The organism is Mesorhizobium sp. P2_B11 (assembly GCF_056404855.1).
Genome location: NZ_JBFUDF010000003.1, coordinates 491,755 through 503,970, shown reverse-complemented (window position 1 = coordinate 503,970; position 12,216 = coordinate 491,755). Strand labels below are relative to the sequence as shown.

The following is a 12,216-nucleotide window of genomic DNA, read 5'->3' as shown; positions in this document are numbered from 1 at the left end:
TCAGCCGTCGATCCTGAGAACGAACGGCGTGCCTTCGAAAGCGTCGGCGCCGCGTCCGATCGCCTCTATCGCCGAAATCATCCGGCCCTCGCGCCCAAGCAGCGCGTCAGCGACGGCAATCAGCCGTGGATTGGGCGTCGCCGACGGCGATAGAGCCCGCAATGTCTGCGCCAGTTCCACCTCGTCGCGCTTCGGCGCAAGTGCTGACGCGATGATATAGGCCGAGGCCGTCGAGCGGCTGATGCCGGCATAGCAGTGCACGACCATCGGCTTGGCGCGATCCCATTTGCGGGCGAAGGCGAGCAGGTTGCGCACATGATCTTCACCCGGCATGGTCATACCGTCCTGCGCCACCGCAATGTCGTGCATCACCAGATGCAGGTGGTTTTCCCTCGATATCGAAGCCGGTCGCGTCACCTCGGTGCCAGCGGCGAGCAGCGACAGCACGCGCTCGGCGCCGCTTTTCGCCACCGTTTCTTCCAGCTTGGACAGCGAACAGACATGGATCATCGCGCTACCTCCCTGGCGCCATCGTCGCGCCGTGCGGCCCAGTCGGCAAGCGCCGATTCGAGCCGCTGCCATTCGTCGTCGGCACCCGGCAGCCCGGCGCGCAGCACTTGGCGGCGGTCCGCGAAATGCCGAAGCAGGATGCCGCGCTCGCCGAGCGCTGAAAACAGCCCGGCCGCACCCGGCAGCTCAAGATAGCGAAACAGCATCGTGCCGCCGGCAACGGGAATGCCAAACCGACCGAACAGCGCGTCGAGCCGCGCGGCATCCTGCGCCAACCGGCGCCGCATGTCGGCCTGCCAGCCGCTGTCGCCAAGAGCCCTGATGCCGTATTCAAGCGCCGGGCCGGCGACGGCCCAGGGTCCGAATTGCGTCTCCAGCCGCTCGACCGTCGGCGGATTGGAAAGCGCGAAGCCGAGCCGCAGGCCGGCCAGGCCAAAGAACTTGCCGAAGGAGCGCAGCACAACGATGCCGCCTTGCCCGACATCGCCGGCAAGGCTTTCGGCCCCTGGGCCGACATCCATGAAGGCTTCGTCGACGACCAGCAGCCCGCCCTTGGCGCGCAACTCCCCGGCAAGCCGAACCAGCCTTTCCCGCGAAACGACGCGCCCATCCGGATTATTGGGATTGACGACGATGGCAAGGTCGGCTGCGGCAAGCGCGTCGACATCCTCGACCTCCACCACCGCATGGCCGGCAATCGCCGCCGCCCTGGCATGCTCGGCATAGGTCGGCCCCAGCACCAGCGCCCGGCCGGGGCTCACCAGCGAAGCGACGCGCGGCAGCAGGATCTGCGTGCCCGGGGCCACAGCCACATGGCTTGCCGATGGCGCGCCATAAGCGCCAGCCGCGATCTTGGCGAGGTCACGCAGGCGCCCGGCCTCCGGCAATCGCGACAGAGCGGTGGCGGGCAGCTCGAAAAGCGGGTAGGAGTGCGGATTGATACCTGTCGAGAGATCGACGAAAGGCTGTGGCGCGTGAGGGAAGAGCGCGCTCGCCCGGCCAAGGGATCCACCGTGATCCACCGCAGCAATCGCTCCATCAGAAAGCTTCATGTCGATCCTGATCGCTTTCCTGTCGCTGGTCATTGAACGCATCCTGGGCTACCCGGACTGGCTGTTCCGTGCCGTTGGCCATCCGGTCACCTGGTTCGGCAGGCTGATATCCTTTCTCGACCTCAGGCTCAACCGCGCCACTGATTCCGACGCGCAACGTCGCCGCCAAGGCAAGACCGCGCTGCTGGTCATCGTGCTGTTGCCCGCAGCAATTGCCTTCATCGTGCAACTTCTGCTCTGGCAGCTCTTTCCCGCCGGCATGATCCTCACCGCAATTCTGGCCTCGTCGCTGCTGTCGCAAAAAAGCCTGACCGAACATGTCGAGGCGGTGGCCGATGCGCTCGACACTGGCGGGCTGGCGCTCGGGCGCATTGCCGTTGCCCGCATTGTCGGCCGCGATCCCGAAAAGCTCGACCACGCCGGCGTCAGCCGCGCCGCCATCGAAAGCCTGGCCGAGAATTTCTCCGACGGCATCGTCGCACCCGCCTTCTGGACGGGCGTCTGCGGGCTGGCCGGCGGCGTCGCCTACAAGGCCGCCAACACCGCCGATTCGATGATCGGCCACCGCACCCCGCGCCACGAGGCCTTCGGCCGGGCAGCCGCGCTTTTCGACGACTGGATCAACCTGCCAGCCTCCAGGCTGACCGCACTGTTGATCGTTGCCGCGGCCTTTCTCGTCCGCGACGCCGACCCACGCAATGCCTGGCAAGCGGTGCGGCGCGACGCCGGAAAACACCGCTCGCCCAATGCCGGCTGGCCGGAGGCGGCAATGGCGGGCGCACTTGGCCTGGCACTCGCCGGCCCGCGCAGCTATGGAGGCGTTGTCGTCGAGGATGCGTTCATGGGCGAAGGCGGCCGCCGCGAAGCCGAGAGCCTCGACATCAGGCGGGCACTGAAACTCTACCAGGTGGCGGACTATCTGCTGATTGGGCTGTTCGGGTTGCTGTCGGCGATTCTTATCGCTGTGACGTACTGAGCGGATTGCCGTCGCTGGCTCCCACCCTCCCCCTTCGTGGGGAGGGTCGGCGCGAAGCGCCTGGGTGGGGCCTGCGCCCTACGAGAACCCCCACCCCGATCCGCTTCGCGGATCGACCCTCCCCACAAGGGGGAGGGTAAGAGGCCGCTCAAAACTCAATCCCCTGCTGCGCCTTCACACCCGCAGAAAAATGGTGCTTGGTCACGCCCATCTCCGTCACAAGGTCTGCCGCCTCGACCAACCCCGGCTTGGCGTTGCGCCCGGTGACGACGACATGCAGGCCTTCGCGCCGCGCCTTCAGCGTCGCCACGACCTTGTCGAGGTCGAGATAGTCGTAGCGCAGCGCAATGTTCAGCTCATCGAGCACGACAAGGCTGATCGAGGGGTCGGCGATCAGTTCCAGCGCCTTGGCCCAGGCTGCCTCGGCCGCCGCGATGTCGCGTTTGAGATCCTGCGTTTCCCACGTAAATCCCTCGCCCATCGTGTGCCAGACGACGCGCTCGCCGAACGCCGCGAAGGCATCCTTTTCGCCGGTGTGCCATTTGCCCTTGATGAACTGGACGACGCCGACGCGCTTGCCGTAGCCGAGCATGCGCAGCGCCAGCCCGAAGGCAGCGGTGGTCTTGCCCTTGCCGGGCCCGGTGTTGACGATCAGCAGCCCCTTCTCGACCGTCTTTTCCGCAACCTCGGCATCCTGCACCGCCTTGCGCTTGGCCATCTTGGCGCGGTGGCGTTCCTCGTCTTTTGCGTCGATGTCGGTCATTTATTTCACCTTGAGCGGCAGCCCGGCCACCATCAATAGCACCGTATCGGCAATTGCCGCGACCTGCTGGTTGAGCCGGCCGGCTGCGTCGCGGAACCGGCGTGCGAGCGCATTGTCCGGCACGATGCCTTGCCCGACTTCGTTGGAGACCACGAACCACGGTCCGCGCGGTCGCGACAGCACATCGGCCAGCCGCAGGCATTCTGCGTCGAGTTCATGATCAGCCAACATATGATTGGTCAGCCACAGCGTCAGGCAGTCGACGAGCACCGGCTGGTTGTCGGGTAGTGCTTCGAGCGCGCCGGCGAGATCGAGCGGCGCATCGATGGTCGCCCAGCCTTCGCCGCGCCGCGACCTGTGCTGCGCGATGCGCTCACGCATCTCGTCGTCATAGGCTTCAGCGGTGGCGATATAGGCCCATGGCGGCGGCAGCGCCGTCGCCAGGGTTTCGGCATGCGCGCTCTTGCCGGAGCGCGCACCGCCGATGATGAAGGTCAAACTGCGATCAGGCAAAGCTGTCGCGCAGGCTGGTCGCCGTGCCGGTGAAGCGTCCGCGCACCACGCCGACAACCGCGCCGAGCACCAGCCAGAACACCAGATTGGTCACCGTAACCGCCACCACGAACTGATGGTGCAGGCCTTCGGGGATCGACGTTACGAAGCTGTCCGGCTGCGGCGCACCGACGATATGCGGCGCCACGATCAAGGCCACCGCAAGGATCGCCAGCGGCAGCGATTTGCGGAAGGCGATCAGGCCGAGACCGGCAGCGGTCGCCGCCACCGTTGCCCACCACCAGATCTGGCGTTGGGTGAGGTCGGCCACCGGCATGGCCGGCAGTTCCGGCGGCAGGCTGAGGCCCGGTGCGAGCGTGAACGCGGCAAAACCGGCCAGGCCCCAGAATATACCCTGGCGCCAGTTGCCGATGCCGCCGGCGAATTCGGAAACGGCCACCAGGACCAGCGCGAAACCGATGCCGGTGACGATATTGGCCAGCACGCTGAAGGCGAAGCGTTCAAAGCCGTCGGCCGGCGCCCAACCTTCATCCTCCGCCGGCGCGGCTGCTTCAGCCGGCGCGGGTGCTGCGCTGCTCATGGCATTTTCCGCAGGTGCTGGGGTGCTCATGGCATTGGTGTCCGCAGCGGCGGCGGGCGCTGCTGCATGCTCATGTTGATGGCCGCCGCCGGCCTGTTCGTAGACTTCCGCCTTCAGGATGAGCGGCACGGTCGCATAGGCCTGCAAGCAGGCGAGAACGACGCCGGCCACGAGCCCTGCGATCGCCGCGATAAACACGACGTTGCGAAACAGATTCATGATGTCAATTCCTCGTCAGTGGCAGGGAAACGCCATCGAATGGCGATAGTCGTGCGCGGCATTGTGGACCGCATCGATATGCGAGAAGCCGACAATGCCGATGACGAAAATGCCCAGAAACGCGCTCAGCACGAGCTGCGTGAAGCGCGACTGCGAGGAGACGGAAGCGCCGAGGGAGACGGAAGCGGTATTCATATCTTGTCCTTTCGCCCTCCACCCGAGGGCATCGAAGTCAGTTCCCTGTCGCCGGCAGGTCTCCTGGCTCACGGAATAACGCCCTTCCCCACCTTCCCGAAGAAAAATCCTCAGTGGCTTGGAGAGGACTACCGCACACAGTTGCGGGGGCAGCCACGGCATTGGGCAACAACTCAGCCCTCACCGCATTCCCTCTTGGTCCCTAATGGAACCGACGACATGCCTGACTATAGGCTGAAACAGCTGCATCCGGCAAACCAAATTCCGCCGGCCAACAGCGCGAATGCGCCATGCAGCATTACGGGTTCAAGGCGGAGATCCGCTCGGCGACCAGCCGCTGCAGCCGCCACAGATGGCGATCGTGAATGCCGCGCTCCTCCAGATTCTTCACCGTGTTGTAGAGATAGTCGGCGCCCGACCCCCAATGCCCACAGGATGTCGCCAGCCTGTCGACGACCTTCGCCTCGTCGAGCGGGCCGGAATAGGTCAGGCCGTTGCGGTTGATGACGAAAGCCAGCGCCCTGAGCGGACCGGCCTCGCTTGCAAGCTTCAGCATGCGCGGCCGGTAGCTTGTCGGCTTCAGCGTGACTTCGCGCCGGAACAGCTTGCCCAGCTGTTCTCGCCGGTTGTCGTCGGCCAGCCGGAAGGCGACGCCTTTGCACTGGCCACCACTGTCGAGCGCCATCATCAGGCCCGGGCTTTCCTTGGTGCCCCGCCAGCGCGTCATGTTCATACAAAAGGAACGGTGCCAGCCGCGCGCCAGGGCGACGCGGTCCTCGACATAATCGATTTCCGGCTTCCAGATCAGCGAGCCATAGCCGAACAGCCACAGCGGTTCGCTGTCAGGGAGCTCAGCCTGCAATTCGTCCAGCAGCGCGTCATAGTCGCTGTCATCGAGGTGCATCGCCTCGGGGTCGGGTCCGGCGTCGGCGATCTCGCGCCAGCAACGCGCGACCAGCTCCGGCGTAAGCGACATCTGTCGTGCGGCCAATTTTCCGAATCCCCTCAAGTCACGACATGATTATGCGCCGCGCCCGCAACCGGCAATGTCAGCCGTGATTGACAAACGATTTGCCGGGGTGTCGGCTGCACCATCCAGGGAGCCAGCCATGCAACCCAATCCGAGCCAGCGCGATCCCTACAATGGCCTGACCGAGCTTCAGCCGACGCTGCCGTCCTCGGCCTATTGGGACGCCGGCGCCTACCAGCGCGATCTCGACGCCATCTGGTACAAAAGCTGGCTGCTGGTCTGCCGCGAGGCCGACCTCGCCCAGCCTTTGGCGTTCAGGACATTTCGCGTCGGCACGCAGGAAATCGTCGTGCTGCGCGATGACACCGGGCAATTGCGCGCCTTCCACAACACCTGCCGGCATCGCGGCTCACAACTTTGCCAGGAGAGCGAGGGTCGGCTGAAGGCGCGGCTGATCACCTGCCCCTACCACGCCTGGTCCTATTCGCTGCGCGGCGATCTCGTGCGCGTGCCCTCGAAATCGCTGCCCGAGGGTTTCGACAAGGCCGACCACCCGCTTTTTCGCGTGGCGCTGTCGGTGTGGCGCGGCTTTGTCTTCGTCAACCTGCAGGAGGACGCGGCCGGCTCGGCGCAGGCGTCCTTCGATCCGGCATCGGGCAACCTCGGCAACTGGCCGCTGGAAACGCTGGTATCAGGCCATGTGCTGCGCAAGGTGATGAACTGCAACTGGAAGATTTTTTGGGAGAACTTCAACGAGTGCCTGCATTGCCCCGGCGTCCACAAGGACCTGTCGCGGCTGGTGCCGATCTACGGCCGCGGCCTGATGAGCCGCCACGACGACCCCGACTGGGTGCGCCATGCCGACAATGACGCGCCGGAGTTTTCCGGCGGCCTGCGCGCCGGCGCCGAGACCTGGTCGCGCGACGGCCAGGCGCATGGTCCTGTGTTCTCAGGCCTGACACCAGCCGAGCGCGCGGCCGGCCAGACCTATGCCACCAATCTGCCGTCCATGTTCATCGTCGGCCATGTCGACTATGTCCGCACCGTGCGGCTGACACCGATTGGCCCGGAGCAGACCGAACTCACCGCCGAATGGCTGTTCGCGCCCGAGGCGCTGGCTGAGACCGACATCGACAATGTCGTCGCCTTCGGCACCCAGGTGCTGGAGGAGGATGCCGCGATCTGCGAGATCAACCAGAAAGGCCTGCGCTCGATGCGCCACCAGGCCGGCGTGCTGATGCCGGAGGAATATGATCTGCACCGCTTCCACAATTGGGTGCGCGACCGCCATGCAGCGTCCTGATCACAGCGATTTCGGCAGATAGCGCCACGTGACGAAGCCGCAGGCTGCCGCCAAGATGCCCAGCGTGACGAACACCGGGGCGATCTCTGGTGGTAACAGGAAGCAGCCGACCCATTCCCGGCAAAAAGCGAATTCGGCCAAAGGCTTTCCGGCTCTGGCCTAAAGCGCCACCTGATGCATGCCGCACGGCCTTCTTTTGTCCGGTGCAACCGTGATAGTCGTCTCTGGGGCTGAATCAGATCGCGAGACCATGAGCATCCATACCGCACCCGTTCCGGATCAACCGAAGCGCATCACAGCCATCGACGTCGTGCGCGGCATCGCGCTGATCGCCATGGCCAGCTACCACTTCACCTGGGATCTGGAAAATTTCCACTACACCGATCCCGGCCTCACCGCCTTCGGCTGGTGGAAGATCTATGCGCGCTGCATCGCCTCGACCTTCCTGTTCCTGGTCGGCGTCAGCCTGTTTCTCGCCCACGGCAAGCAGATCCGCTGGAACGGCTTCTGGAAGCGCTTTGCCATGGTCGCGGTGGCGGCGGCCGCCATATCGGCGGTGACGTATTTCATCACGCCGGACAGCTTCATCTTTTTCGGCATATTGCACGAGATCGCGCTGGCCAGCCTGCTTGGCCTTTTGTTCCTGCGGCTGCCGGCGCTGTTGACGCTGGTCGTGGCGGCAATCGTGATCGCAGCGCCCATCTACCTCAGGTCCGAAGCCTTCGATCATCCAGCACTTTGGTGGGTCGGCCTATCGGCGATCAACCCGCGCTCCAACGACTTTGTGCCGTTGTTTCCCTGGTTCGGCGCCGTGCTTGTCGGCATCGCGGCGGCGAAGCTTGCATCCACCAGCGGCGTGCTGGCGCGGCTGGCGACGCTGACACCCGGCCGCTGGGCCAAGCCGCTCCTCTTCATCGGCCGCCACAGCCTGGCGTTCTACCTGATCCACCAGCCGCTGCTGTTCGGCTGTGTCTGGCTGTTCTCGCAGATCGCGCCGGCACCGGTGGAGACACGGGAAGTGGTCTTCCTCAAGGAGTGCCAGGTATCCTGCGAACAGCAGCGCGACACGGCGTTCTGCGCCAGCTATTGTGTGTGCATGCTGGATACGCTGCAAGGCGAGGCAGCATTCGACCGGCTCTACAATGGCGACCAGACCCCGGAGTTCAAGGCGCATCTAAGCGACCTCGCCGGCATCTGCACAGCCAAGACGGAGGAGAGCCCGATGACTGAGGGAGGGCAACAATGACCGATAAGCTTGCAAAACCCGGTCCAGCAAAACCCGGGCCGGCAAAACCAGGGCTGATCCCTTGGCCGCCGCTGATCTACTGCGCCGCCATCGCCATCAGCATCGTGCTTGGCTTCTTGTATCCCCTGCCCTGGATCGGCGATCTCCTTGGCGACCTTTTGTTCGCGGCCGGCTTTGTGGTGCTGCTTGCCGTCGGTGCCCTCTGGTTCACCGCCATCCGCGCCATGATGCGGGCCAAAACGACGATGAACCCCAACGGCGTACCCGAGCATCTGGTAACGTCAGGCCCATTCGGCGTCACGCGCAATCCGATGTATCTCGCCAACACGCTGCTGCTCATCGGCGCCGCCTTCGTTTCAGGGATCGTATGGTTCCTGCCGCTGGCCCTGATCGCGGCCTTCGCGACCCAGAAAGTCGCGATCGAGAGCGAGGAAAAAGTGCTGGCGGCCAAATTCGGCAAGAAATACCGCGACTATGCCAAACGGGTTCGGCGCTGGATCTGAGGCGAAGCAGGAACTGCTGATCTCCCCCCTCGTGGGGGAGATGGCCGGCAGGCCAGAGGGGGGCGCTGTCCCTCTAACCTATCGACGTCCGCTCAGGTATTTACCCCCAGCTCCACCAGCCGCTCGACGCAAGACTCCTCCGCCTGGTCGAGCTCCGCCAGCGTCTCTTCCAGATCGCGCCGCTTCTGGCGCAAATCCTCGCGCTTTTCCTCGATGCGCTTGATCATCAGGTTGAGTTGACCGACCTCGCCGGGCGGCTCCTTGTACATCTGGATGATTTCACGGATCTCGTTGATCGAGAAACCGAGGCGTTTGCCGCGCATGATCTGGCGGATCAGATGCCGGTCCGAAGGGCGAAACAGCCTGGTGCGGCCGCGCCGGACCGGTTGCACCAGCCCCTCATCCTCGTAAAAGCGCAGCGTGCGCGTCGACACATCGAATTCGCGCGTCAGCTCGGTGATCGTATAATATTCCCGCATCATTGCTCCAAATGCCGGAACATGAGTCAATGACCGCTTGCGCGGCACCTCGCCCAATTCCGATCCACCCGCTCCATACCGGATTCGGCAGGAAACCCCGAGGCAGCCTCGCACGGCATTTACGTAAAAGTCAATTGACGCACCACCCTTCCGCGAATTGGGCCTAGGTTGCTGAGATTCAGGTCAGGCCGAGTCGAAAATGGCTAATGCCGAGAACCGGAGCGGAGCGTACTTAAAGTACGTGAGCACCGGAAGCGCAGGGATCAGCCATTTGCAGACCGGCCTCACCTGAATATCGGCAGCCTAGGGTACCGCGAACCACCATGTGGCCAGCCCAAGAAAGGCGAAAAAGCCGACGACGTCGGTAACCGTCGTGACGAAGACCGCCGACGCCACCGCCGGGTCGATCTTGAACCGGTCGAGCAGCAGCGGAATCAGGATGCCGGCAAGGGCTGCCACGAACATGTTGATGATCATCGCGGCCGCGATGATGCCGCCCAGATTGGGGTCGCGGAACCAGGCCGCCGCGACGATGCCGATCAGCACCGCGAAGATGATGCCGTTGATCGAGCCCACCCCCATCTCGCGGCGGATGATGCGGCCGGCATTGTATATGTCGAGATCCTTCGTCGCCAGCGCCCGCACCGTGACGGTCATGGTCTGCGACCCCGCATTGCCGCCCATGCCGGCCACGATCGGCATCAGCACGGCCAGCGCCACGATGTGCTCGATGGTGCGGTCGAACAGCCCGATCACCGAGGCCGCCAGGAACGCGGTCAAAAGGTTGACCAGCAGCCAGGGAACGCGCGAGCGCGAGGTCGACAGAATGCTGTCGGAAAGCTCTTCATCGCCGACGCCGCCCATGCGCAGCAGATCTTCCTCGGCCTCCTGCTGGATGACGTCGACGACGTCGTCGATGGTCAGCACACCGACCAGCCGCTCGTTCTCGTCGACGACAGCGGCGGAGAGCAGATCGTATTGCTCGAATTCCCGCGCCGCCTCTTCCTGATCCATGGTGGCCGGAATGGCGTGCCTTGTCTCATGCATGACATCCTCGACCTTGATCGTGCGTTTGGTGCGCAGGATCTGGTCGAGGTCGATGGCGCCCAACAACTTGAAGCTCGGATCGATGACGAAGATCTGGCTGAAGCGGTCCGGGAGGTTCTTGTCCTCGCGCATGTAGTCGATGGTCTGGCCGATGGTCCAGAACGGCGGCACGGCGACAAACTCGGTCTGCATGCGCCGGCCGGCCGTCTCTTCGGGGTAGTCGAGCGAACGGCGCAGCCTGATCCGTTCGGTGAACGGCAGTTGCGACAGGATCTCGTCCTGGTCTTCCTTTTCGAGGTCTTCGAGAATGTAGACCGCGTCGTCGGAATCGAGGTCCTGCATGCCCTGGGCGATTTGCTCATTGGGCAAATTGTCGACGATGTCACGGCGGATCGCCACGTCGACTTCGGTCAGCGCCGAAAAGTCGAAATCGGTGCCGAGCAGCTCGACGAGCGCGCGGCGCTGTTCGGGATGCAGCGCTTCGAGCAGGTCGCCGAGTTCCGACTGGTGCAGGTCGTCGACTTCGCGCTTCAGCGTCAGCGTATCGCGGTCGGCGATGGCGGCGCCGATCTGGGCGAGGAAGGACGACAGCACGACGCCATCCTCGCCATAGATGTCGGCGTGGGCATCGTCAGCGGCCTTGGCGCCGCTCGTCTGTTCGTGTTCGCCTTCCACCGGCGCCTCCCGCCATCATCCCTTCCGGAAAAGGTGCCCGTCAGGTCTAGACCATGATCTTGAAAAGGGGAAACCGGTTTGGACCCGGCGCTCAAACAAAATCAGATACGTCAGCAACCCGAATCGGCTTCATAAGCTGTCGCTCTAACGCACGGGAATTTCAAGCGAAATGCCCGCTTGGCAGTTGGCGCCTTTTCGCCGTGAAGCGACAGCACCGCCCACACCGGAACCCCGTCGTTGCCATCGAAACAGCACGCTTTCCCGCTTAAGGCAGCGCGACAGCACATGTCGCTGGGGAAAGAGCACCCCTGCACAGTTGGGGCAGAATTGTCATGATGCAGGTCCAGGCAACTGCCGGACCGCTCGGATTGCAACCAGAACAGCGGAAGCCCTTGAAGATCAGGTCACAGACAGAAACCAAGGTATCAGCGGAACGGCGCGTGCGCGTGGTCGTCGCCGAACGCAATCCGCTCGTCATATCGGCGCTGCGCGAAATGCTGGAATGCGACGGCCGCTTCGAACTCCTCGCCTGCGTGCAAAGTGGCAGGCATTTCCTGGACCTGGCGGCGGAAGGCGACTTCGACGTCGCCGTCATCGGCTGGAAGCTCGCCGACATGGACGGCGCCGATGTGCTGGCCGAGGTTCACAGCCGCAAGCTCGGCGTGCGCATCGCGGTGTTTTCCAACGACCATGACATCGGCATACTGAAGCAGTGCGTGCGGCTCGGCGCCCAGGGCTACTGCTTCCAGTTCGACGACCCCTCAATCATCTTCGAGACGATCCTCGCCGTCGCGCACGGGCGCATCTGCATCCCCTATATCGACATCAACAAGGTCAACGACACGCCCCTGGCGCAGCTCACCGTGCGCGAGCGCGAGCTGCTGGCGGTGCTGTCCGACGGGTGGACGAACCTGCAGATCGCGACGCGGACGGGGATTTCCGAAAACACGGTGAAATACCACCTCAAGAATCTCTACGACAAGCTTGACGTTCGTAACCGGGCGATGGCCGTCGCGCTCTATTCCAGGGAAAAGCGCACCCAGAAACAGCCTTTCGGGTAGGACGAAGACCGGGCCATTCGGGTAGGCCGACCGGGTAGGCCTTTCCCACCCGCACGCGGCGAGATGTTACCCGGCAAGGTGTTGTTGCTTTTAGCCGTCGAAACGAAACTCCCCATCACCGCTT

General features: G+C 64.0%; 15 protein-coding genes and 1 riboswitch. Of the genes, 5 read left to right on the top strand and 10 right to left on the bottom strand.

Annotated features, from left to right (window positions below; genetic code table 11):
• Nucleotides 1-510: a tyrosine phosphatase family protein gene (locus tag AC1DYJ_RS11000; protein WP_477280702.1), complete on the bottom strand. Its 510-nt coding sequence runs from the start codon at nt 508-510 to the stop codon at nt 1-3.
• Nucleotides 507-1,562, bottom strand: a complete 1,056-nt coding sequence (gene cobD / locus AC1DYJ_RS10995; protein WP_477281715.1) for a threonine-phosphate decarboxylase CobD — start codon at nt 1,560-1,562, stop codon at nt 507-509. Before cobD ends, AC1DYJ_RS11000 begins: the two co-directional genes overlap by 4 nt.
• Between cobD and cbiB the strand changes: the two genes are divergently transcribed.
• Nucleotides 1,561-2,538 carry an adenosylcobinamide-phosphate synthase CbiB gene (cbiB, locus tag AC1DYJ_RS10990; protein ID WP_477280700.1) on the top strand — a complete coding sequence of 326 codons (978 nt, stop codon included), beginning with the start codon at nt 1,561-1,563 and terminating at the stop codon, nt 2,536-2,538. The two genes, cobD and cbiB, sit on opposite strands and share 2 nt — an antisense overlap.
• 148 nt (nt 2,539-2,686) lie before the next feature.
• Here the strand turns inward: cbiB and cobO are convergent, their stop codons facing one another.
• The 5 genes from cobO to AC1DYJ_RS10965 all read right to left on the bottom strand — a co-directional run bounded on the left by cobO (nt 2,687) and on the right by AC1DYJ_RS10965 (nt 5,799).
• Nucleotides 2,687-3,301, bottom strand: coding sequence for a cob(I)yrinic acid a,c-diamide adenosyltransferase (cobO, locus tag AC1DYJ_RS10985; protein WP_477280698.1), 615 nt, complete (start codon nt 3,299-3,301; stop codon nt 2,687-2,689).
• Nucleotides 3,302-3,814, bottom strand: coding sequence for a bifunctional adenosylcobinamide kinase/adenosylcobinamide-phosphate guanylyltransferase (gene cobU / locus AC1DYJ_RS10980; protein WP_477280696.1), 513 nt, complete (start codon nt 3,812-3,814; stop codon nt 3,302-3,304). It abuts the gene before it with no gap.
• A complete protein-coding gene (locus AC1DYJ_RS10975) occupies nt 3,807-4,613 on the bottom strand; it encodes a CbtA family protein (RefSeq protein WP_477280695.1) in 807 nt (268 codons plus the stop codon). Before AC1DYJ_RS10975 ends, cobU begins: the two co-directional genes overlap by 8 nt.
• Before the next feature lie 15 nt (nt 4,614-4,628).
• A complete protein-coding gene (locus AC1DYJ_RS10970; protein ID WP_477280693.1) occupies nt 4,629-4,808 on the bottom strand; it encodes a CbtB domain-containing protein in 180 nt (59 codons plus the stop codon).
• A gap of 36 nt (nt 4,809-4,844) precedes the next feature.
• Nucleotides 4,845-5,039, bottom strand: a riboswitch (cobalamin riboswitch).
• Nucleotides 5,040-5,106: 67 nt separating this feature from the next.
• Nucleotides 5,107-5,799: a gamma-glutamylcyclotransferase gene (locus AC1DYJ_RS10965; protein WP_477280691.1), complete on the bottom strand. Its 693-nt coding sequence runs from the start codon at nt 5,797-5,799 to the stop codon at nt 5,107-5,109.
• A gap of 118 nt (nt 5,800-5,917) precedes the next feature.
• Between AC1DYJ_RS10965 and AC1DYJ_RS10960 the strand changes: the two genes are divergently transcribed.
• The gene (locus AC1DYJ_RS10960; RefSeq protein ID WP_477280677.1) at nt 5,918-7,081 is read left to right on the top strand and encodes an aromatic ring-hydroxylating oxygenase subunit alpha; all 1,164 of its coding nucleotides are present in this window, start codon (nt 5,918-5,920) and stop codon (nt 7,079-7,081) included.
• Here AC1DYJ_RS10960 and AC1DYJ_RS10955 read toward each other — a convergent pair whose 3' ends face one another.
• Complete coding sequence (locus AC1DYJ_RS10955) at nt 7,082-7,222, bottom strand: hypothetical protein (RefSeq protein ID WP_477280675.1); 141 nt, start codon at nt 7,220-7,222, stop codon at nt 7,082-7,084. It lies immediately after the preceding gene.
• 109 nt (nt 7,223-7,331) lie between these two features.
• Here AC1DYJ_RS10955 and AC1DYJ_RS10950 point away from each other — a divergent pair, with 109 nt between their 5' ends.
• Together AC1DYJ_RS10950 and AC1DYJ_RS10945 are read left to right on the top strand one after the other, a co-directional pair.
• Nucleotides 7,332-8,327 carry an acetyltransferase domain-containing protein gene (locus tag AC1DYJ_RS10950; RefSeq protein WP_477280673.1) on the top strand — a complete coding sequence of 332 codons (996 nt, stop codon included), beginning with the start codon at nt 7,332-7,334 and terminating at the stop codon, nt 8,325-8,327.
• Nucleotides 8,324-8,830 carry a methyltransferase family protein gene (locus AC1DYJ_RS10945; RefSeq protein ID WP_477280671.1) on the top strand — a complete coding sequence of 169 codons (507 nt, stop codon included), beginning with the start codon at nt 8,324-8,326 and terminating at the stop codon, nt 8,828-8,830. Before AC1DYJ_RS10950 ends, AC1DYJ_RS10945 begins: the two co-directional genes overlap by 4 nt.
• A 92-nt stretch (nt 8,831-8,922) precedes the next feature.
• On the opposite strand, the gene AC1DYJ_RS10940 is transcribed toward AC1DYJ_RS10945, so the two are convergent.
• Nucleotides 8,923-9,309: a MerR family transcriptional regulator gene (locus AC1DYJ_RS10940; protein WP_112565167.1), complete on the bottom strand. Its 387-nt coding sequence runs from the start codon at nt 9,307-9,309 to the stop codon at nt 8,923-8,925.
• A 303-nt stretch (nt 9,310-9,612) separates the two neighbouring features.
• Nucleotides 9,613-11,031, bottom strand: a complete 1,419-nt coding sequence (mgtE, locus tag AC1DYJ_RS10935; protein WP_477280669.1) for a magnesium transporter — start codon at nt 11,029-11,031, stop codon at nt 9,613-9,615.
• Between the two features lie 440 nt (nt 11,032-11,471).
• Here mgtE and AC1DYJ_RS10930 point away from each other — a divergent pair, with 440 nt between their 5' ends.
• The gene (locus tag AC1DYJ_RS10930) at nt 11,472-12,092 is read left to right on the top strand and encodes a LuxR C-terminal-related transcriptional regulator (RefSeq protein WP_477280668.1); all 621 of its coding nucleotides are present in this window, start codon (nt 11,472-11,474) and stop codon (nt 12,090-12,092) included.
• The last annotated feature ends 124 nt before the right edge of the window (nt 12,093-12,216 follow it).

What these genes read in the sequence shown, in the direction of transcription:
- cobD (WP_477281715.1), bottom strand. Translation starts at nt 1,562, where the DNA reads ATGAAGCTTTCTGATGGAGCGATTGCTGCGGTGGATCACGGTGGATCC.
- AC1DYJ_RS10950 (WP_477280673.1), top strand. Translation starts at nt 7,332, where the DNA reads ATGAGCATCCATACCGCACCCGTTCCGGATCAACCGAAGCGCATCACA.
- AC1DYJ_RS10940 (WP_112565167.1), bottom strand. Translation starts at nt 9,309, where the DNA reads ATGCGGGAATATTATACGATCACCGAGCTGACGCGCGAATTCGATGTG.
- cobO (WP_477280698.1), bottom strand. Translation starts at nt 3,301, where the DNA reads ATGACCGACATCGACGCAAAAGACGAGGAACGCCACCGCGCCAAGATG.
- AC1DYJ_RS10960 (WP_477280677.1), top strand. Translation starts at nt 5,918, where the DNA reads ATGCAACCCAATCCGAGCCAGCGCGATCCCTACAATGGCCTGACCGAG.
- AC1DYJ_RS10945 (WP_477280671.1), top strand. Translation starts at nt 8,324, where the DNA reads ATGACCGATAAGCTTGCAAAACCCGGTCCAGCAAAACCCGGGCCGGCA.
- cbiB (WP_477280700.1), top strand. Translation starts at nt 1,561, where the DNA reads ATGTCGATCCTGATCGCTTTCCTGTCGCTGGTCATTGAACGCATCCTG.
- AC1DYJ_RS10970 (WP_477280693.1), bottom strand. Translation starts at nt 4,808, where the DNA reads ATGAATACCGCTTCCGTCTCCCTCGGCGCTTCCGTCTCCTCGCAGTCG.
- AC1DYJ_RS10975 (WP_477280695.1), bottom strand. Translation starts at nt 4,613, where the DNA reads ATGAATCTGTTTCGCAACGTCGTGTTTATCGCGGCGATCGCAGGGCTC.
- AC1DYJ_RS11000 (WP_477280702.1), bottom strand. Translation starts at nt 510, where the DNA reads ATGATCCATGTCTGTTCGCTGTCCAAGCTGGAAGAAACGGTGGCGAAA.